This window comes from Gemmobacter caeni (assembly GCF_003054195.1).
Classification (GTDB): domain Bacteria; phylum Pseudomonadota; class Alphaproteobacteria; order Rhodobacterales; family Rhodobacteraceae; genus Gemmobacter; species Gemmobacter caeni.
This window is the reverse complement of sequence record NZ_QBKP01000003.1, coordinates 14,133-31,734: the sequence shown is the minus strand read 5'-3', so window position 1 is coordinate 31,734 and position 17,602 is coordinate 14,133. Positions and strand designations below refer to the sequence as shown.

The 17,602-nt window shown below is 64.7% G+C and carries 25 protein-coding genes; 9 read left to right on the top strand and 16 right to left on the bottom strand.

Going from position 1 to position 17,602, the window contains the following annotated elements:
* Positions 1-44 precede the first annotated feature (44 nt).
* The 10 genes from C8N34_RS05410 to folK form a co-directional block, all read right to left on the bottom strand.
* On the bottom strand, positions 45-377 hold the full coding sequence (locus tag C8N34_RS05410; RefSeq protein ID WP_054300770.1) for a DUF1491 family protein: 333 nt from the start codon (positions 375-377) through the stop codon (positions 45-47).
* A 3-nt stretch (positions 378-380) separates the two neighbouring features.
* Complete coding sequence (era, locus tag C8N34_RS05405) at positions 381-1,289, bottom strand: GTPase Era (protein WP_054300771.1); 909 nt, start codon at positions 1,287-1,289, stop codon at positions 381-383.
* The gene (gene rnc, locus C8N34_RS05400; protein WP_054300772.1) at positions 1,282-1,971 is read right to left on the bottom strand and encodes a ribonuclease III; all 690 of its coding nucleotides are present in this window, start codon (positions 1,969-1,971) and stop codon (positions 1,282-1,284) included. Before rnc ends, era begins: the two co-directional genes overlap by 8 nt.
* Positions 1,968-2,756, bottom strand: a complete 789-nt coding sequence (gene lepB / locus C8N34_RS05395; protein WP_054300773.1) for a signal peptidase I — start codon at positions 2,754-2,756, stop codon at positions 1,968-1,970. The genes rnc and lepB overlap by 4 nt, the downstream gene beginning before the upstream one ends.
* 77 nt (positions 2,757-2,833) lie before the next feature.
* Positions 2,834-3,259, bottom strand: a complete 426-nt coding sequence (acpS, locus tag C8N34_RS05390; RefSeq protein WP_108128127.1) for a holo-ACP synthase — start codon at positions 3,257-3,259, stop codon at positions 2,834-2,836.
* Between the two features lie 70 nt (positions 3,260-3,329).
* The gene (locus C8N34_RS05385) at positions 3,330-4,079 is read right to left on the bottom strand and encodes a pyridoxine 5'-phosphate synthase (protein ID WP_108128126.1); all 750 of its coding nucleotides are present in this window, start codon (positions 4,077-4,079) and stop codon (positions 3,330-3,332) included.
* Positions 4,080-4,104: 25 nt separating this feature from the next.
* Positions 4,105-4,797, bottom strand: coding sequence for a DUF2062 domain-containing protein (locus C8N34_RS05380; RefSeq protein WP_108128125.1), 693 nt, complete (start codon positions 4,795-4,797; stop codon positions 4,105-4,107).
* 22 nt (positions 4,798-4,819) lie between these two features.
* Positions 4,820-6,937, bottom strand: a complete 2,118-nt coding sequence (locus C8N34_RS05375; protein WP_054300776.1) for a RelA/SpoT family protein — start codon at positions 6,935-6,937, stop codon at positions 4,820-4,822.
* A 31-nt stretch (positions 6,938-6,968) separates the two neighbouring features.
* Entirely contained in the window at positions 6,969-7,328 is a 360-nt protein-coding gene (gene rpoZ, locus C8N34_RS05370; protein ID WP_054300777.1) for a DNA-directed RNA polymerase subunit omega, read from the bottom strand.
* A 90-nt stretch (positions 7,329-7,418) separates the two neighbouring features.
* Complete coding sequence (folK, locus tag C8N34_RS05365) at positions 7,419-7,988, bottom strand: 2-amino-4-hydroxy-6-hydroxymethyldihydropteridine diphosphokinase (protein WP_108128124.1); 570 nt, start codon at positions 7,986-7,988, stop codon at positions 7,419-7,421.
* 138 nt (positions 7,989-8,126) lie between these two features.
* On the opposite strand from folK, the gene C8N34_RS05360 reads away from it, so the two are divergent.
* The 8 genes from C8N34_RS05360 to C8N34_RS05325 all read left to right on the top strand — a co-directional run bounded on the left by C8N34_RS05360 (position 8,127) and on the right by C8N34_RS05325 (position 12,998).
* Positions 8,127-8,705 (top strand): LabA-like NYN domain-containing protein, encoded by a 579-nt coding sequence (locus C8N34_RS05360; protein WP_054300779.1) that lies wholly within the window; start codon positions 8,127-8,129, stop codon positions 8,703-8,705.
* 58 nt (positions 8,706-8,763) lie between these two features.
* The gene (locus C8N34_RS05355) at positions 8,764-9,201 is read left to right on the top strand and encodes a YqaA family protein (protein WP_229825217.1); all 438 of its coding nucleotides are present in this window, start codon (positions 8,764-8,766) and stop codon (positions 9,199-9,201) included.
* Positions 9,202-9,264: 63 nt separating this feature from the next.
* The gene (ispH, locus tag C8N34_RS05350; protein WP_054300781.1) at positions 9,265-10,221 is read left to right on the top strand and encodes a 4-hydroxy-3-methylbut-2-enyl diphosphate reductase; all 957 of its coding nucleotides are present in this window, start codon (positions 9,265-9,267) and stop codon (positions 10,219-10,221) included.
* 66 nt (positions 10,222-10,287) lie between these two features.
* Complete coding sequence (locus C8N34_RS05345) at positions 10,288-10,896, top strand: LysE family translocator (protein WP_108128122.1); 609 nt, start codon at positions 10,288-10,290, stop codon at positions 10,894-10,896.
* The gene (locus C8N34_RS05340; protein ID WP_108128121.1) at positions 10,893-11,321 is read left to right on the top strand and encodes a DUF3429 domain-containing protein; all 429 of its coding nucleotides are present in this window, start codon (positions 10,893-10,895) and stop codon (positions 11,319-11,321) included. Before C8N34_RS05345 ends, C8N34_RS05340 begins: the two co-directional genes overlap by 4 nt.
* Positions 11,322-11,348: 27 nt before the next feature.
* On the top strand, positions 11,349-11,813 hold the full coding sequence (gene rnhA, locus C8N34_RS05335) for a ribonuclease HI (protein WP_108128120.1): 465 nt from the start codon (positions 11,349-11,351) through the stop codon (positions 11,811-11,813).
* Positions 11,810-12,436 (top strand): trimeric intracellular cation channel family protein, encoded by a 627-nt coding sequence (locus C8N34_RS05330; protein ID WP_108128119.1) that lies wholly within the window; start codon positions 11,810-11,812, stop codon positions 12,434-12,436. The genes rnhA and C8N34_RS05330 overlap by 4 nt, the downstream gene beginning before the upstream one ends.
* A gap of 37 nt (positions 12,437-12,473) precedes the next feature.
* Positions 12,474-12,998, top strand: coding sequence for a TetR family transcriptional regulator (locus C8N34_RS05325; RefSeq protein WP_108128118.1), 525 nt, complete (start codon positions 12,474-12,476; stop codon positions 12,996-12,998).
* Here C8N34_RS05325 and C8N34_RS05320 read toward each other — a convergent pair.
* From C8N34_RS05320 to def (C8N34_RS05295), 6 genes are read right to left on the bottom strand one after another with little or no spacing between them, the layout of a single operon-like run.
* On the bottom strand, positions 12,988-13,221 hold the full coding sequence (locus C8N34_RS05320; protein WP_054300883.1) for a hypothetical protein: 234 nt from the start codon (positions 13,219-13,221) through the stop codon (positions 12,988-12,990). The two genes, C8N34_RS05325 and C8N34_RS05320, sit on opposite strands and share 11 nt — an antisense overlap.
* 19 nt (positions 13,222-13,240) lie before the next feature.
* Positions 13,241-13,711 (bottom strand): EVE domain-containing protein, encoded by a 471-nt coding sequence (locus tag C8N34_RS05315; RefSeq protein WP_108128117.1) that lies wholly within the window; start codon positions 13,709-13,711, stop codon positions 13,241-13,243.
* A 56-nt stretch (positions 13,712-13,767) separates the two neighbouring features.
* Entirely contained in the window at positions 13,768-14,664 is an 897-nt protein-coding gene (gene fmt, locus C8N34_RS05310) for a methionyl-tRNA formyltransferase (protein WP_108128116.1), read from the bottom strand.
* Complete coding sequence (def, locus tag C8N34_RS05305; RefSeq protein WP_054300789.1) at positions 14,661-15,164, bottom strand: peptide deformylase; 504 nt, start codon at positions 15,162-15,164, stop codon at positions 14,661-14,663. The genes fmt and def (C8N34_RS05305) overlap by 4 nt, the downstream gene beginning before the upstream one ends.
* On the bottom strand, positions 15,161-15,655 hold the full coding sequence (gene def / locus C8N34_RS05300; protein WP_108128115.1) for a peptide deformylase: 495 nt from the start codon (positions 15,653-15,655) through the stop codon (positions 15,161-15,163). Before def (C8N34_RS05300) ends, def (C8N34_RS05305) begins: the two co-directional genes overlap by 4 nt.
* Entirely contained in the window at positions 15,656-16,174 is a 519-nt protein-coding gene (gene def, locus C8N34_RS05295; protein ID WP_108128114.1) for a peptide deformylase, read from the bottom strand.
* A 241-nt stretch (positions 16,175-16,415) separates the two neighbouring features.
* Between def (C8N34_RS05295) and C8N34_RS05290 the strand changes: the two genes are divergently transcribed.
* Positions 16,416-17,600 (top strand): MalY/PatB family protein, encoded by a 1,185-nt coding sequence (locus C8N34_RS05290; protein WP_108128113.1) that lies wholly within the window; start codon positions 16,416-16,418, stop codon positions 17,598-17,600.
* Positions 17,601-17,602 lie beyond the last annotated feature (2 nt).

Below are 17,602 nucleotides of genomic sequence, written 5' to 3'. Positions count from 1 at the left end.
TCCAGAATGGCGGCAAGATGGCAAGAGGCGGTTAACGCGGGTCGTCAGTCCAGCCCCGGTTCCTCCAGAAGGCTGCGGCCAGCGCGATCTTCCAGCTCGATCACCCACAGATCGGGGTCGCCCCGCCGCGCGCGCGTAATAGCGGCATCGACCTCCGTCTCTGATCCTGCGGCCAGAATCACCCAGACCCGCCGGTCGGCTGTCAGGTCATAACTCCGTTGCCAGGCCTGCGCCTGCCCGTCCAGCGTGGCACATTTCACCACAACGGCCCCCGCTGTGGCATCGCCTTTCGCCGTCACATAGACGGGAATATCGGCCAGCCGGAGCCGCGCAAGATAGGCGGAGACCCAAAGATCGGTGGCAAGCCGCGGCTGCATGGCTCAGTCGCCGTCGCGGAAATCCAGACCCATCTCGGAATAGCGGTCAGGCTCGTCAAGCCAGTTCGGCCGCACCTTGACCTGAAGGAACAGATGCACCGGGCGGTCGAGGAATTCCATGAGATCGGCCCGCGCTGCCTGACCGATCGCCTTGATCGTCTCGCCCTTGTTGCCCAGAACGATTCCCTTGTGGCCGTCGCGAGCAACATAGATCACCTGGTCGATCCGGGTAGAGCCGTCCTTGCGATCTTCCCATTTCTCGGTCTCGACGGTCAGCTGGTAGGGCAATTCTTCGTGTAAACGAAGAGTCAACTTCTCGCGCGTAACCTCGGCGGCGATCATGCGCATCGGCAGGTCGGCGATCTGGTCCTCGGGGTAAAACCACGGCCCCTCTGGCAGTTGACCCGCCAGCCACTCGCGTAGCTTGTCCACACCATATCCGCGTTCAGCGGAAATCATGAAGGTTTCGACAAAGGGAAACGCCGTGTTCAGCTCCTGCGCCAGCGCCAGCAGGCTTTCCGCCTTCACCCTGTCGATCTTGTTGATCGCGAGGGCAATCTTCTGGCCTTCGCCGCGTTCTTTCAGGGCATCCAGAATCGCCTGCACGCCATCGGTCAGCCCGCGATGCGCCTCAATCAGCAGCACCACGATATCGGCATCCGCCGCGCCGCCCCAGGCTGCGGCCACCATCGCGCGGTCAAGGCGACGACGGGGGCGGAACAGGCCGGGCGTATCGACAAACACGATCTGCGCCGCCCCCTCCATGCAAACGCCACGGATGCGCGCGCGCGTCGTCTGCACCTTATGGGTGACGATAGAGACCTTCGCCCCCACCATCCGGTTCAGCAATGTAGATTTTCCGGCATTCGGCTCGCCGATCAGCGCCACGAACCCCGCCCGCGTGTCAGCCATGTCCGTTCTCCATCCGCGCCAGCAGCGCCCTTGCGGCCGCCTGTTCGGCCGCCCGTTTCGTTCCGGCCTTCGCCTGTTCGCTCTCGCCGCTTTCCAGCCGCACCTCGACGGTAAAGATCGGTTGATGATCCGGCCCCTCGCGGCCAAGTGCAAGATAGTTTGGCGGCACCTGACCGCGCGCCTGCGCCCATTCCTGAAGTGCGGTTTTCGGGTCGCGGGCATCGGTTTCCACGGTCTCGATCCGCCCGCCCCACAGCCGCAACACAAGGTCTCGGGCTGTCTCGAAACCGGCATCGACATGGACAGCAGCGATCACCGCCTCCATCGCATCGCCCAGCAAGGCCTCTTTCCGCCGCCCGCCCGACATCATCTCGGACCGGCCGAGCTTCAGCACATCACCCAGACCGATCTGCCGGGCCACGGCGGCACAGGTTTCCTTGCGGACCAGCGCATTGAAACGAGGCGCCAGCGTGCCCTCCGCCGCCCCACGGTCGGCCGCCAGCAGCGCCTCGGCCATGGCCAGCCCCAGAACCCGGTCGCCCAGAAACTCCAGCCGCTGATTGTCAGGCCGGGTGGCAGAGGCGATGGAGCCATGGGTCACCGCCCGCACCAGCAGTTCCGGGTTGCGGAAGTGATAACCCAGACGTTCCTCGAACGCACGGAGATCGGCAGCCAGTTTCACTCGATAGCCTTAAAGAAACGGTCGGAACGCCAGGTCCAGAAATACAGCATCGACCGTCCGGCGGAGGAGAAGATCACCCGGTCGGCACGACCGATCAGATATTCGGCAGGCAGCATGCCCACACCGCCCACAGCCTGGCTGTAGCGGCTGTCAGTGGAATTGTCGCGGTTGTCGCCCATGAAGAAGTAATGCCCCGGCGGCACGGTGAACACATCGGTGTTGTCGCCGAAGCCGTTGGTGTCGATGTTCAGCACATCATGTTTCACGCCATTCGGCAGCGTCTCGATGAAACGCGAGCGTTTGCAGATGCCGCCAGCACCGACCGGGCCGTTCTCGCAGCGCGGAAGATTGCCCATCGGCCCCTGCGGCTCGTAGATTTCTTCAAAGGTGCCCGCCGGTTCCTGCGGCACTTCCTGGCCATTGATCCACAGGATGCCATTCTTCATCTGGATCGTATCACCCGGCAGACCGATCAGCCGCTTGATGAAATCCGATCCGTTCACCGGATGGCGGAACACGACGACATCGCCACGCTCCGGCTCACTGGCCAAGATCCGGCCCGAGAAGGGGCACATCGCGAAGGGGCAGGAATATTGCGAATAGCCATAGGCCATCTTGTTGACGAACAGGAAATCGCCGATCAGCAGCGTATCCTTCATGGATTCCGAAGGAATCCAGAACGGCTGGAAGAACAGCGTGCGGAACACGCCTGCGATCAGCAGGGCGTAAACCACCGTCTTGATGGTCTCGACAATCCCGCCGTCCGATTTCGCCTTGCGTGCCATGCCTGCGCCTCTCGTCTGTTGCCGGCGCACCGGCGCCAGATGGTATCGCCGCTACATGCGCGCGGGTGGGCCGGGAGTCAAGTTTGCGGCGGCGCCCCGTCGGCCATCGGCCGGGCCTCGATCACCACGAAAGCCTGCGCCCAGGGATGATCATCCGTCAGGCTGACATGCACCACCGCCTCATGCCCAGGCGGGGTCATACCTGCCAGCCGCTCCGCCGCCCAGCCGGTCAGATGCATCACGGGCTGCCCCGTCGCCAGATTGGATACCGCCATGTCGCGCCAGGAGATGCCCATGCGCAGCCCCGTCCCCAGCGCCTTGGAGCAGGCCTCTTTCGCCGCCCAGCGTTTCGCATAGGTTGCGGCCTCAGCCCGGCTGCGCCGCGCCGCCTTTGCCTGTTCGCGCGGCGTGAACACGCGGTCGCGAAACCTGTCGCCATGCCGCTCCAGCACGGCGGCAATGCGGTCGATATTGGCCAGATCGGTGCCAACGCCGAGGATCATCGCCACCCTCGGACCGCGAATCCCTTCAAAGGAATTTGCAAGATTCTCACAAGAATTCTGGTGCCCGGCGTCACGCGCGCGCCTCGTCCATGCGGCGGCGCATTTCCTCGATGGCGGGGCCAAGCCCCATATAGATCGCCTCCCCAATCAGGAAATGGCCGATGTTCAGCTCGGCCAGTTCAGGCATGGCCGCGACAGGGGCCACGTTGTCATAAGTCAGCCCGTGTCCGGCATGGACCTCCAGCCCCAGACTGGCCGCCAGGCGCGCACCCTCGCGCAGTGCCGCAAGCTCGGCTTCCGCCTCGGCCATCCGCCCTTCGGCATGGAGGTCAGAGTAATGGCCGGTATGCAGTTCGACCACGGCAGCGCCGATCCGGGCAGAAGCCTCGATCTGGCGCGGATCATGGCCGATGAACATGCTGACCCGGCATCCTGCGGAGGCCAGTGGGGCAATATATTGCGTCAGCCGCGCCTCGTCGCCTGCCACATCCAGCCCGCCCTCGGTCGTGCGCTCCTCACGTCGTTCCGGCACCAGACAGACGGCATGTGGCTTCAGCCGCAGCACGATCGCCTGCATCTCGTCCGTTGCCGCACATTCGAAGTTGAGCGGAATGCCGATACCGGCGCGCAACGCATCCATATCGGCGTCGCGGATGTGACGACGATCTTCGCGCAGATGTGCCGTGATCCCGTCGGCCCCCGCCGCCTCGGCAAGAAGCGCCGCGCGCAGCGGGTCCGGCCAGGCCGAGCCGCGCGCATTGCGCACCGTCGCCACATGGTCGATGTTCACACCCAGCCGCAATTTGCCCGAAGTCATCATGCCTCTCCTTGCCATCGGCGGCACCTTAGGCTGCGCCGGGCGTGTCGTCATCCCCTGATGAGGGCGTTTTCCCTGCGGCACGCCGCGCAGGAAGAAGGCCCTTCATCGCCTTCCGCCGCTCTGCCCCTTCGCGCAGCCGTGCGGCACGCAGTTTCTGATAGGCGTTGATCAGCGGCAGGGTCAGGTAATAGCCCGCGGCGCTGGCCGCCAGCCCGGGGAGGATCGACCCCACAGTGTAGGGCCAGAAGATGAACCAGAAGAAGTTTTCCAGCTTGTCCCAATGCGCCACGTCGCCGGTGAAGATGGCACTGAAATTGTGCCAGAGCTGCACCCCGGCCTCGGTAAAGGCGGCATAGACCGTCATAAAGGTCATCGGGGCCTCGATGCCCAGCATCCAGTGGCCCAGCTTCAGGCACAGCATGGCGATGAAGGGCGTCGTGAGCGGATTGGAGATGAAGGTCGCCAGCAGTGCGGCAACGATATTGCCCCGGATCATCCAGGCCAGGCCCGCTGCCAGCAGCATCTGAAGTCCGAAGACCGGCGGGAAATTCACGAAGGTTCCGGCAAAGATGCCGCGGGCGATGCGGTGCGGCTGATCCGGCAGGCGGCGCATCCGGTGCAGCACATACTGGATTGACCTGCGGATGCCCCCGCGCGGATAGACCAGATCGCGGACGATCTGTGCGTAGCTTCTTGGATTGCGCCGTTTGAAGACCACGCCCCCGCCTTTCCCGGCTTGCTCAGGGCTTCCGGCCCAGATCCCTGTAGCGCGAAACCTGCGCCACGTCGCTTTCCGCCTCAAGGGCGGTCATGACCATATGCAGGTGCTCGACATCCCGCAAATCCACATCGACCAGCAGGCGGAAGAAATCCGGCTTGCGGTCGACGAAGTTCAGATCGGAGATATTGGCCTTCTGCTCGCCAATCAAGGTGCAGATCCGCCCCAATACGCCCGCGTCATTGGCAATGGTGACATCCAGCGTCACGGTATTCACCGCCGCATGGCGCCCGCTTTGCCAGCGCAGGTCGATCCAGCGTTCCGGCTGCTCCTCGTATTCGGCAAGCGCCGGGCAGTCGATGGCATGGATCACCACGCCCTGCCCGCGATAGGTGATGCCCACGATCCGTTCGCCCGGAACCGGCTGGCAGCAGGGCGCACGGCGATAGCTCTGGTCGGCCGTCAGGCCCTGAACCGGGCGCTGCACATCCACCTCGTCGGGCTGCGCGGTCTGCAATTCGGGGTAAAGCGTTTCCAGAACCTTGCGCGCCGTCGTCTCGGCCGAACCGATCTGGGCCAGAAGCTCGGTTTCATCGGGCAGGCCCATCATGCGCGCGGCGGTACGCAGCGCCTTGTCCGACACCCGCTTACCCGCGTGATCGAAGGCCACACGCGCCAGTTCCAGCCCCAGCTTGACGAACCTGCCGCGATCATCTTCGCGCAGGCCGCGCCGGATGGCCGCCTTGGCGCGGCCCGTCGCCACCAGATCGACCCAAGCGGCCTGCGGACGCTGGCCTTCGGCGGTGATGATCTCGACCGACTGGCCGTTCTTCAGCCGCGTCCACAGCGGCACGCGGATGCCATCAACCTTGGCGGAAACCGTGGAATTGCCAATCCGCGTGTGGATCGCATAGGCAAAATCCAGCGGCGTCGCACCGCGCGGCAACTGGATCACATCGCCCTTGGGCGTGAAGCAGAACACCTGATCGGTGTACATTTCCAGCTTCACATTCTCCATGAAGTCGTCGTGATCTTCCTCGCCCAGACGCTCGGTCAGGGCGGCCACCCATTTCGCCGGATCGACCGCGAACGGGTTCTGGACCCGCACCCCCTCGCGGTAGGACCAATGCGCGGCGACGCCCGATTCGTTGACCTCATGCATCTGGCGGGTGCGGATCTGCACTTCGACCCGCTTGCCGTCACGCCCCGAAACCGTGGTATGGATCGAGCGATAGCCGTTGGATTTCGGCTGGCTGATGTAATCCTTGAATCGCCCCGGCACCGCGCGCCAGCGCTGATGGATCACGCCAAGAATGCGGTAGCAGTCCGCCTCGGAGGCGCAGATGACGCGGAAGCCGTAGATGTCGGACAGACGCGAGAAGGCCAGATCCTTCTCCTGCATCTTGCGCCAGACGCTGTAAGGCTTTTTCGCGCGGCCATAGACATCGGCCTCGATCTGCGCCTTTTCCAGTTCGTTGCGGATATCGGCGGTGATCTTGTGCACCACATCCCCGGCCTCGCGTTGCAACGCGATGAAGCGGCGGATGATCGAATTGCGCGCCTCGGGGTTGAGAACCCGGAAGGCGAGGTCTTCCAGCTCCTCGCGCATCCACTGCATCCCCATCCGGCCGGCGAGGGGCGCGAAAATTTCCATCGTCTCGCGCGCCTTCTGCACCTGCTTGTCAGGGCGCATGCTCTTGATGGTGCGCATGTTGTGCAGCCGGTCGGCCAGCTTCACCAGAATGACCCGCAGGTCGCGCGACATGGCGACGAACAGCTTGCGGAAATTCTCGGCCTGCTTCGACTCGGTCGAGGTCAGTTGCAGATTGGTCAGCTTGGTGACGCCATCCACCAGTTCGGCGACTTCCTCGCCGAATTTGGCGGCGATATCGCCATAGCTGGCCTTGGTATCCTCGATCGTGTCGTGAAGCAGTGCCGTGACCAGCGTCGAATCATCCAGACGCTGTTCGGTCAGAATGGCGGCCACGGCCACCGGATGCGTGAAATAGGGCTCGCCCGACTTGCGGAACTGCCCTTCATGCATGGCCTTGCCATAGGCATAGGCCGTGCGGATCAGATCGGCATTGGTGCGCGGATTGTAGTTGCGGACGAGGGCAATCAGATCCTCGACGTCGATCATGCTGCCCTGCCCGCCTGTATCTGCCCGCCGATCAGCGGTCGCCTTGCGCTTCCATCAGGGCGCGCAGCAACTTTTCTTCCGACATGTCGTCCTGCGCCGGGCGGTCGACCATCTCGCCATTGCCCATGAGCATGGCCATCTGGTCGTCTTCCGGCTCGTCCACCTCGATCTGGGTCTGGTGGCTTTCGATCATCCGCTCGCGCAGATTTTCGGCCGACTGAGTTTCCTCGGCGATTTCGCGCAGCGCCACGACAGGATTCTTGTCGTTGTCACGCTCGACGGTCAGAACCCCGCCCGAAGCAATCTCGCGGGCGCGATGCGCGGCCAGCATCACCAGCTCGAACCGGTTGGGAACCTTGTCAACGCAATCTTCGACCGTCACGCGGGCCATGGGTGTCTCCGTCAAGGATGGGGCATGGAACGGTCTCTTTAAGCCCAAGTTTGCCCCTTGACAAGAGAGGATCGTCCGAGGCGCCCAAGGTCAAATCACCGTGATATCCGCCAGATCACTGGCGGGCAGCCGCGCCAGCATCTGCCGCACCCTCTGCCCCAGTAACGGATGCAGCCAGTCGGGCGCCACATCGGCCAGCGGCACCAGCACGAAGCCCCGGTCCTGCATGCGCGGATGCGGCAGGATCAGGCGGTCCGGGGCCTGCCGGGCCTGATCTTCCGGCGGCAGGTCGCGCCAGGCCGCCTGCGTCGCGGCATCCGGCAGCACCTGCGTGCCCATCGCCAGCAGATCCAGATCCAGCGTCCGCCCGCCCCAGCGCGTCACCCGCTCGCGGCCGAACCGCGCCTCGACCGCATGCAGGGTCGCCAGCACCTCCGCCGCAGTCCTGTCGCCGCAGTCCAGCACCGCCGCAGCATTCACATAATCCGGTCCGGCCCCCGCCGGAAAGCACGGCGTCCTGTAGAACCGGCTGACCGCTGTCGGTGGCAGACCGCATCGCGCAAGCTCTGCAAGTGCTGCGCGCAAAACCTCAACCACAGGGAGATTTTCAGCAGGAAGATTTCCGCCCAATGCAATCAGAGCTTGATTTGCCTTTATCATATTCAATGATAGTCTCTTAAGTATAGGTTGTGCAAATCGCGGACAGCTTGGTATCGATTATCGTTTCCCGCGGCAGCCTGCCGGACAGCCTTACCTGTTTACACGTTGTTTGCGCGAGACATTTGAGGGGAAAATGATATGTTTTACAAGGACGAACGGCTTGCGCTGTTCATAGACGGATCAAACCTTTATGCGGCGGCCAAGGCGCTCGGGTTTGATATCGACTACAAGCTTCTGCGGCAGGAGTTCATGCGCCGGGGCAAGCTTTTGCGGGCCTTCTACTACACCGCGCTGCTGGAAAACGACGACTATTCGCCGATCCGGCCGCTGGTGGACTGGCTGCACTACAACGGCTTCACCATGGTCACCAAACCGGCCAAGGAATATACCGACAGCCAGGGGCGCCGCAAGGTCAAGGGCAACATGGATATCGAGCTGACCGTGAACGCCATGGAACTGGCGCCGCGCGTTGATCATATCGTGCTGTTCTCGGGCGATGGCGATTTCCGGCCGCTGGTGGAAAGCCTGCAACGTCAGGGCGTTCGCGTCTCGGTCGTCTCGACCATCCGCAGCCAGCCGCCGATGATCGCCGATGAACTGCGTCGTCAGGCCGACAATTTCATCGAGCTGGATGAACTGCGCGAAGTGATCGGCCGCCCCCCGCGCGAGCCGCGCGCGGTTGAACGCGAGGATCTGCCGCAAGCCAGCGGCCAGTGACACGGCTCCGGCCCCCTCCCCAGAAGGGTGGCCGGTCTCCTGCCCGGATCTGACACCCGTGTTCCTCGCCCTCGCCGGCCTTATGCTGGCCGCCTTTCTGGCGGCCACGCCCCTGCCGATGCAATCGGAAGCCGTTTTCGTGGGTCTGCAACTGGCAGGCTCTGCCCCGGTTGTGCCGATGATCCTGCTGGCCGGTCTGGCCAATACCGCAGGCTCCGCCGTGACCTGGGCCATGGGGCGCGGAGCGCGCACGCTGGAACACCGTCTGCGCCTGCCTGCCGAAAAGCTCGCCCGAGCCGAAGTCTGGTATCGGCGCTGGGGCAAGCTGAGCCTCCTGATCAGCTGGGCGCCGCTCGGCGATGTGATCTGTCTGCTGGCCGGGGCCTTCCGCGTGCCGCTGTGGCAGTTCCTGCTGATCGTCGGTTTTGCCAAGACAGCGCGCTATGCGGTTCTTGCCGGTCTGACCGCCGGCGTCATCTCCTGGGGCTGGACGTGATGGAGGGCTGGACCTGAGCCGTCCGAGGGCTTAGCTGGAAGCCAGACGCGAACGAGGCCCCCGATGACCGACCCGAAGCCGCCGCTGACCCTTTACCTTGCCGCCCCGCGCGGCTTTTGCGCGGGTGTGGACCGCGCCATCAAGATCGTCGAGATCGCGCTTCAGAAATGGGGCGCCCCGGTCTATGTGCGGCACGAGATCGTGCACAACAAATTCGTGGTCGACGGGCTGAAGGCGCTCGGCGCCGTTTTCGTCGAGGAACTGGACGAGGTGCCCGACGACCGTCCCGTCATCTTTTCTGCCCATGGCGTGCCCAAATCGGTCCCGGCCGCTGCGCAGGCACGCGAGATGATCTGGGTCGATGCCACCTGCCCCCTGGTCAGTAAGGTGCATATCGAGGCTGAACGGCATCATGAAAACGGTCTCCAGATGATCATGATCGGTCATGCGGGCCACCCGGAAACCATCGGCACCATGGGGCAACTGCCCGCGGGCGAAGTTCTGTTGGTGGAAACTGTTGCCGATGTGGCCGAGGTTCACCCGCGCGATCCCGAAAAGCTCGCCTTCATCACCCAGACCACGCTGTCGGTGGATGATACCACCGACATCATCGCGGCACTGCGAGCGCGGTTTCCGGCCATCATCGGGCCGCATAAGGAAGACATCTGCTATGCCACCACCAACCGGCAGGCCAGCGTCAAGGCCATTGCCGGGCAGATCGACGCGCTTCTGGTGATCGGGGCTCCCAATTCCTCGAACTCGCGGCGTCTGGTGGAGGTGGGCCGCGCCAATGGCTGCGCCTATGCCCAACTGGTGCAGCGTGCCACCGACATCGACTGGCGCGCGCTGGAGGGCATCCGCGCCGTTGGCATCACCGCAGGTGCCAGCGCCCCCGAGGTGCTGGTGAACGAGGTCATTGATGCCTTCCGGGCACGGTTCGACACCACGGTCGAACTGGTGGAAACCGCGAAGGAGCATGTGGAGTTCAAGGTGCCCCGCATCCTGCGCATGGCCGAGTGAACCCGCATCCAAGGGCTTGCCACCACCGCGCGAGTGCCTAGTCTGTCGCAAACAGCGGAGGTTTCCATGTCGCCCGAATTTCTTGTGACCGCTTTCATCGTCTGCATCAGCCCCGGTATCGGCGTGGTCTACACGCTGTCGGTCACCCTTGGCGGCGGATTCCGTGCCGGGATCTGGGCCGCCACCGGCTGCACGCTGGCCACCATCCTGCATATGGTCGTCGCGCTGGCCGGTCTGGCGGCGATCCTGCTGACCAGCGCGGTGCTGTTCCAGACCGTGAAATATGCGGGCGTCGCCTATCTGCTGTGGATGGCCTGGGCGGTCCTGCGCGGACGGGGCGGGATGGATATTGCCCCCGCCGCCCCGGCCAGCACGGCCCGCATCGTCGCGCGCGGGGTGATGCTGAACATCCTCAACCCCAAGCTGCCGCTGTTCTTCGTGGCCTTCCTGCCGCAGTTCCTGCCGACCAGCGGTGCGACGCCGGGACAGATGATCGAACTTGGCCTTGGCTTTGCTGCCATGACCTTCGTGACATTCCTGCTTTACGCCATCATTGCCGCCTCGGGCCGCCGCGCCATTCTGGGCAGTGCACGGGTGATGACGTGGATGCGCCGCGCATTTGCCGTGTCCTTCGCGGGCCTCGGCCTGAAACTGGCCATGGAGCGGGCGGCATGATCCCGCAGCCGGTCGCCGTTCTGGGGCTTCTGGGCCTGACGCCGTTTCTGGCGGGGGCCTCACTGGCGCGCTGGCCGGTGGCGCATCCGCTGCTCGCGATGCTGGCAGATGGCAACCGGATGCTGGTGCATTACGGTGTCGTCATGCTGTGCTTCCTGTCCGGCGCCCTGTGGGGCTTTGCCACACGGGCAGAAGGGCGCGAGGCCTGGGTCGCCTATATCCTTTCGGCCCTGCCCGCGCTCTGGGCCTTTCTGGCGCTGGCGCCGGGGCACCCCTATCCGATCCTTGCCCTGATGGCCGGATATGCCGTGCTGCTGGTGTTCGATTTCTGGTTCTGGAACGAAGGGCTGGTCCCGGCCTGGTGGATGCGGCTGCGGCTCTGGCTCACCGTCGGGGTTCTGGCATCCCTGAGCGCGGCGCTGTAAGGCGGGCGTCCAAGGAAAGGAAACCCGATGCCCCAGCTTTTCGCCTATACCGACGGAGCCTGCTCCGGCAACCCCGGCCCCGGCGGCTGGGGGGTGCTGTTGCTCGCGCGCGAGGGCGAGGTGGTAGTGAAGGAACGCACGCTGAATGGCGGCGAGGCCGATACCACCAACAACCGGATGGAGCTTCTGGCCGCCATTTCCGCGCTGGAGGCGTTGAGCCGTCCCTCCGAAATCATCGTCGTCACCGACAGCGCCTATGTGAAGAACGGTGTCACCGGCTGGATCTTCGGATGGAAGAAGAACGGCTGGAAAACCGCTGATCGCAAGCCGGTGAAAAATGTCGATCTGTGGCAGCGGCTGGACGAGGCGCAGGCACGGCACAAGGTCGAATGGCGCTGGATCAAGGGCCATGCCGGACATGCCGAGAATGAACGCGCCGATGAACTGGCGCGTGAGGGCATGGCCCCCTTCAAGAAACAGGGCGCGGCATGACACTGATCGGGGCGCTTGATCACGCCTCGGTTCTGGTCTTTGCACTGACCGGGGCGCTGGTTGCCAGCCGGGCGCAGCTTGATCTGGTGGGGTTTGTCTTCATCGCCTGCCTGACGGCCTTTGGCGGCGGCACGTTGCGCGATGTGCTCATCAACCGCGAGGCCGTGTTCTGGATCGCCGATCCCGGCATTCTGGCGGTGCCCACCTTGGCCGCCGTTCTGGTATTCTTCACCGCGCATCTTCTGGAAAGCCGCTACAAGGCGCTCCTCTGGCTTGATGCCTTCGCGCTGGCCGTGGCGGTGCCTGCGGGCGTGGCCGTGGCGCTGGATGCCGGGCTGGGCTGGCCGGTCGTCATCCTGATGGGGGTCGCCACCGGCTGCATGGGCGGCCTCATGCGCGATGTGGTGTGCAACGAGGTGCCGCTGGTGCTGAAACAGGGCGAGCTTTACGTCACCGCCGCCTTCGCGGGTGCGCTGGCTGCCGTGGCTCTGGCAGGCACGGGTCGTGAAACTGCACTGATCGGCTGCGCCGCCGCCACTTTCGTTCTGCGGGCCGGATCGGTGGCGCTGGGATGGCGCCTGCCGGTCTATCGTCCCCGTCCGCCGCGCGACGGTTTGCGCTGAGGCTTTTCCTTTACAATCCTGTGGCTATGATCGGCACATGGCCCGCAGAAAGATCATCCCCGATAATGATGTCTACGCCGAAATCCGGCGCATGATTGCCCGTGAAGGCGAACGCGCGGTCTCGTTCCAGACCGTTGCCCGCGCCACCGGGCTTGCCGCGCCGACGCTGGTGCAGCGCTTCGGATCGCGCGAGGCGATGGTGCACAGCGCCCTGGCCGCCGGGTGGGAGGCGCTGGAGGCCGCAACCGAAGCCGCCGAAGCCGACGCGCCGCTGAACGCCAAGGGGGCGCAGGCCTTCCTCAAGGCTCTGGGGGCCGATACGCCGGAAGCGGCCGACCTGTCTCATCTGGCTGCCGATTTCCGCGATCCGGTGCTGCGGGACCGCGCCGACCGCTGGCGTCAGCGGGTCGAAACCGCCATTGCCCTGCGTCTGGGTGGCGGCGCCAAAGCACAAGAGGCTGCCGCGCTGCTGTTTGCGGCATGGCAGGGCCAAAGGCTCTGGCAACCCGCAGGTGGCAAGGGGTTCCGCCTGAAGGACGCGGTCAAACGGCTCAGCGGCTGAAGCGCTGCCACAGCCAGATCAGCGCCATCGCGCCCGCCACGGCCAGCACGAACATCAGGCCCGAACTTGCCAGCCGCGTCAGCAGCCGCACGATGACCCAGGCCAACCCGGCGCCGACCGTGCCGATGAACACGGTGGTCGGTACATCAGCCTGCACGCGCATGAAGCGGGTGGCAAGAAACCCTGCCGCCGCGCCGACGATCAGGATAAGCAGAAAGTTCATGGCCATGCCTCGCAGCGGATCATCCGGCCTCAGCTTGGCGCAAGGGCCAGCCCATGTCCATGCCACAGCCCATGGCCCCCTCGATACATGCGAAATCCGCCGCCGTCAGTTCACGCAGGCCATAGCGGAAAGCCATGCCCCAGGACGCAAGCCCCCGCGTCAGGTCAAGCCGGTCCAGCAACAGGCGGATCGGCGCAGGCCGGGCCTCGCGCCACAGCATCCGGCGCCGGAACGGATGAAAACCACCGCCCATATCCACCTGCCAGCTGTCACCGTCCGCCACCCGCCCCAGCGCAGTGAAGGCCTGCAATGGCGCCCCGCCGGTAAAACGATCCCGCGGGCTGTAGATCACCACCCCGTCGCCCGGACGCATCCGGCGCAACGGGGCCACCTTGCCATGGCAGGTCTGGACAATACCCAGTGCGCGCCCGGTGGCCGCATGATCGGCAGAGGCGGTGATGACCCAGTATCGTGGCTCTTGATGTGACATGGTTTTCCCCTTTCGGGGACACCCTGCCAGACCCATGCTGACAGAAGCTGTCAGGATCAGTCGACTCTTTCCGGCAAAGTGAAGCCGCGCAGGAAATCCTCGGGCGCCATGGCGCGCTTGCCCTCGCGCTGTGCCAGCGTGATTTCCACCGCGCCGCTGCCGCAAGCGATGCGCAGGCCACCCAACACCTGCCCCGGTGCGCCCTGCCCTTCGGCCAGACGGCTGCCCAGCAGTTTCACCCGCTCGCCCGCCACCTCGCACCAGGCACCGGGAAAGGGCGAAAGTCCGCGGATCAGCCGATCAACCTCGGCTGCCGGAGCGGACCAGTTCACCCGCGCCTCGGCCTTGTCGATCTTGGCGGCATAGGTCACGCCGTCCTCGGGCTGCGGATCGGGGCGCAGTTCCGCCAGACGGTCCAGCGCCTGAAGGATCAGCTGTGCCCCCATCGTGCTCAGCCGGTCGTGCAGCGCGCCGGTAGTTTCCTCGGGGCCGATCGCCGTCGCCTCGCGCAGCAGAACCGGGCCGGTATCCAGCCCCGCCTCCATCTGCATGATGCAGATGCCGGTTTCCGCATCCCCCGCCATGATGGCGCGATGGATCGGCGCCGCCCCACGCCAGCGCGGCAGAAGCGAGGCATGGATGTTCAGGCAGCCGTGGCGCGGCGCATCCAGCACCGCTTGCGGCAGGATCAGCCCATAGGCCACCACCACAGCGACATCGGCACCCAGCGCCGCGAACTCCGCCTGTTCCGCCGCGCCTTTCAGACTGACCGGATGGCGCACCGGAATGCCCAAAGCCTCGGCCTTGGCCTGCACCGGCGAGGGGCGGTCTTTCTTGCCCCGGCCCGCCGGGCGAGGCGGCTGGCTGTAGACACAGACAACCTCATGCGCCGCTGCCAGCGCCTCCAGCACGGGGACCGAGAAATCGGGCGTCCCCATGAACACGACCTTCATCCGCGCCTCCGCAGCTTTTCTGCTTTTTGCAGCAGCATCTTGCGTTTCAGCGGTTTCAGATGGTCGAAATACATCCGGCCGTTCAGATGGTCGATCTGATGCTGCACCGAGGTCGCCCAGAGGTTCACGAAATCGCGCTCCTCCATCTCGCCTTGCGCATTCACGAACCGCACCGTCACCGCGCGCGGGCGGCTGATGACGGCAGACACACCGGGCAGGTTGGGGCTGGCTTCCTCGTGCTCACGGAACTGCACGCTGGCATGCAGCACCTCGGGATTGGCCATCAGCACGACCTTGCCACGCTCTTCGCTGCAATCCACCACGGCGAGCCGTTGCATCACGCCGATCTGCGGCGCGCCAAGGCCATAGCCCGGCATTGCCTCCATCGTGTCCACCATGTCGCGCCAGATCGCGCGCACGTCGTCGGTGATCGCCTCCACCGGGGCGGCGACCGTTTGCAGGCGCTTGTCGGGCCAGGGGATACAGCGGCGGGCGGTCATGTCTCATACTCCGCCAGCGCTCGGGCGCGGGCTTCAGGGGAAACGCGGTCGAAAATCACGATCCCGTCCAGATGGTCGAATTCATGCTGGGCGCAGATCGCGTCGAAATCATGCAACTCCTGTTCGTGCAGCTTACCGTCCAGCCCGGTCCAGCGCAGCCGGATCGCCTGCGCTCGGCGCACCTGCATGGTGACGCCAGGGATGGACAGGCAGCCCTCCGGCCCCTCGGCACGGGTGTCTGACATCCACAGAATATCGGGGTCGATGCAGACGCGCGGGCTGCGCGTGCCTTCCTTCCAGGTGGTGTCCATTACGAAGATGCGCCGCAGCACCCCGACCTGCGGTGCTGCCAGCCCTCGCCCAGGCGCAGCGTACATCGTCTCCAGCATGTCGGCGGCCAGACGCGCCGTCGCATCGTCCACCGGACCCACCGGCATGCAGCGGGTCGCCAACCGCACATCGGGCCAGCGCAGGATCGGCAGAACGGTCATTCAGCCCTGCCGCGCGCGTTCGCGCTTCAGCTTTTCCATCTTGCGCGTGATCATCTGCCGCTTCAGCGGGCCCAGAAAATCAATGAACAGCTTGCCGTTCAGATGGTCGATTTCGTGCTGCACACAGGTCGCCCAGAGATCGGAAAACTCTTCCTCCTGCGCGCTGCCATCCAGCGCGGTCCATGCGACACGCACACGGGCCGGGCGCGCGACCTCGGCATATTGCTCGGGGATCGACAGGCAGCCCTCTTCGTAGCTCGACAGATCCTCGGAGGCCCATGTAACCTCGGGATTGATCATCACCAGCGGGCGCGGCTCATCCGGCGCCTTGGCGCAATCCAGCACAATCACCCGGCGCATCACACCGATCTGCGGCGCAGCCAGCCCGATGCCCGGCGCATCATACATGGTTTCCAGCATGTCCTCGGCCAGCGCCGCAAGATCGGGCGTGATTTCGGTGACAGGTTCGCAGGTCTTTTTCAGACGCGGATCGGGATGAATAAGGATGGGGCGCTTCATGGCTCTGATTTACGCGCAGTCCGCCCGCCGCGCAACCATGGCAAAGGGAGGTCGTGATGCGAAGCGGGTGCCCGCCCGCCCTTCATGCAGAACAATGCCCATCATTCGCATGATGATTGAGAATATTTCCCGACATGCAACATCAGTCCGCAACATATGATCACTTCAAAGCGATGGATTGCCCGTTCCTCCCACCCGGCCTAGTCTGCCCCGCAAGACCGCCCGAACGGAAGGAAACCGCATGAGCACCGCCCCGAACTTTGACGAGATCATCAACCGCCACGGCACCCATTCCGTGAAATGGGACATGATGGAAAAGCTCTATGGCGTGCCGGCCTCGGAAGGGATCGCCATGTGGGTCGCGGATATGGAGTTCCGCCCGCCGCATTGCGTGCAGAAGGCCGTCGAGGACATGGCCGCCCATGGCCTTTACGGCTATTACGGCGATGACCGCGCTTATCTGGAGTCGATCCGCTGGTGGATGGCACATCGCCATGGCTGGGAGGTTCCGGCCGAGGCGATCTTTACCACCCATGGCCTTGTGAACGGCACCGCCCTTTGCGTCGATGCCTTCACCGCGCCCGGTGATGGCGTGGTGCTGATGAGCCCGGTCTATCACGCCTTCGCCCGCGTCATCCGCGCCGCCGGGCGCGAGGTAGTGGAATGCCCGCTGAAGACCGAGGCCGGGCGCTATGTCTTTGACACCGCCGACTGGGAGGCGCGGATCACGCCGCGCACAAAGATGTTCGTGCTCTGCTCGCCCCACAATCCCGGCGGCCGGGTCTGGAGCGTGGCGGAATTGCAGGCCATCGCCGCTTTCTGCGAAAAGCATGACCTGATCCTCGTCTCCGACGAGATCCATCACGATCTGGTCTATCCGGGCCACAAACATACCGTGATGCCGCTGGCCGCACCGGGCATCGTGGACCGGCTGGTCGTCATGTCGGCCACCACCAAGACCTTCAACATCGCGGGGTCGCATTCCGGCAATGTGATCATCCTCAACCCGGAACTTCGGACACGCTTCGCCGCGCGGATGAATGCGCTCGGGATTTCGGCCAATTCCTTCGGTCTGTTCATGTCGACCGCCGCCTACAGCGCCGAGGGCGCGGCCTGGGTCGATGCGCTGATGGCCTATCTGGACGGGAACCGCCGCCTGTTCGACGAGGGCGTGAACGCGATTCCGGGTCTTGCCTCGATGAAACTGGAAGCCACCTATCTGGCCTGGGTCGATTTCGCGGGCACCGGCATGGCCCCGGCCGAATTCATTGCCCGTGTCGAAAAGGGCGCGAAGATCGCCACCAACCACGGCGCGAGCTTCGGTCTGGGCGGCGACAACTTCCTGCGCTTCAACCTGGCCGCCCCCCGCGCTCAGGTGGCCGAGGCGGTGGCGCGTCTGCAAGCGGCCTTCGCCGATCTGCAATAAGG

What these genes read in the sequence shown, in the direction of transcription:
- C8N34_RS05410 (WP_054300770.1), bottom strand. Translation starts at nt 377, where the DNA reads ATGCAGCCGCGGCTTGCCACCGATCTTTGGGTCTCCGCCTATCTTGCG.
- era (WP_054300771.1), bottom strand. Translation starts at nt 1,289, where the DNA reads ATGGCTGACACGCGGGCGGGGTTCGTGGCGCTGATCGGCGAGCCGAAT.
- lepB (WP_054300773.1), bottom strand. Translation starts at nt 2,756, where the DNA reads ATGGCACGCAAGGCGAAATCGGACGGCGGGATTGTCGAGACCATCAAG.
- acpS (WP_108128127.1), bottom strand. Translation starts at nt 3,259, where the DNA reads ATGATCCTCGGCGTTGGCACCGATCTGGCCAATATCGACCGCATTGCC.
- C8N34_RS05385 (WP_108128126.1), bottom strand. Translation starts at nt 4,079, where the DNA reads ATGATGACTTCGGGCAAATTGCGGCTGGGTGTGAACATCGACCATGTG.
- C8N34_RS05375 (WP_054300776.1), bottom strand. Translation starts at nt 6,937, where the DNA reads ATGATCGACGTCGAGGATCTGATTGCCCTCGTCCGCAACTACAATCCG.
- rpoZ (WP_054300777.1), bottom strand. Translation starts at nt 7,328, where the DNA reads ATGGCCCGCGTGACGGTCGAAGATTGCGTTGACAAGGTTCCCAACCGG.
- folK (WP_108128124.1), bottom strand. Translation starts at nt 7,988, where the DNA reads ATGATAAAGGCAAATCAAGCTCTGATTGCATTGGGCGGAAATCTTCCT.
- C8N34_RS05360 (WP_054300779.1), top strand. Translation starts at nt 8,127, where the DNA reads ATGTTTTACAAGGACGAACGGCTTGCGCTGTTCATAGACGGATCAAAC.
- ispH (WP_054300781.1), top strand. Translation starts at nt 9,265, where the DNA reads ATGACCGACCCGAAGCCGCCGCTGACCCTTTACCTTGCCGCCCCGCGC.
- C8N34_RS05345 (WP_108128122.1), top strand. Translation starts at nt 10,288, where the DNA reads ATGTCGCCCGAATTTCTTGTGACCGCTTTCATCGTCTGCATCAGCCCC.
- C8N34_RS05340 (WP_108128121.1), top strand. Translation starts at nt 10,893, where the DNA reads ATGATCCCGCAGCCGGTCGCCGTTCTGGGGCTTCTGGGCCTGACGCCG.
- rnhA (WP_108128120.1), top strand. Translation starts at nt 11,349, where the DNA reads ATGCCCCAGCTTTTCGCCTATACCGACGGAGCCTGCTCCGGCAACCCC.
- C8N34_RS05330 (WP_108128119.1), top strand. Translation starts at nt 11,810, where the DNA reads ATGACACTGATCGGGGCGCTTGATCACGCCTCGGTTCTGGTCTTTGCA.
- C8N34_RS05325 (WP_108128118.1), top strand. Translation starts at nt 12,474, where the DNA reads ATGGCCCGCAGAAAGATCATCCCCGATAATGATGTCTACGCCGAAATC.
- C8N34_RS05320 (WP_054300883.1), bottom strand. Translation starts at nt 13,221, where the DNA reads ATGAACTTTCTGCTTATCCTGATCGTCGGCGCGGCGGCAGGGTTTCTT.
- C8N34_RS05315 (WP_108128117.1), bottom strand. Translation starts at nt 13,711, where the DNA reads ATGTCACATCAAGAGCCACGATACTGGGTCATCACCGCCTCTGCCGAT.
- fmt (WP_108128116.1), bottom strand. Translation starts at nt 14,664, where the DNA reads ATGAAGGTCGTGTTCATGGGGACGCCCGATTTCTCGGTCCCCGTGCTG.
- def (WP_054300789.1), bottom strand. Translation starts at nt 15,164, where the DNA reads ATGACCGCCCGCCGCTGTATCCCCTGGCCCGACAAGCGCCTGCAAACG.
- def (WP_108128115.1), bottom strand. Translation starts at nt 15,655, where the DNA reads ATGACCGTTCTGCCGATCCTGCGCTGGCCCGATGTGCGGTTGGCGACC.
- def (WP_108128114.1), bottom strand. Translation starts at nt 16,174, where the DNA reads ATGAAGCGCCCCATCCTTATTCATCCCGATCCGCGTCTGAAAAAGACC.
- C8N34_RS05290 (WP_108128113.1), top strand. Translation starts at nt 16,416, where the DNA reads ATGAGCACCGCCCCGAACTTTGACGAGATCATCAACCGCCACGGCACC.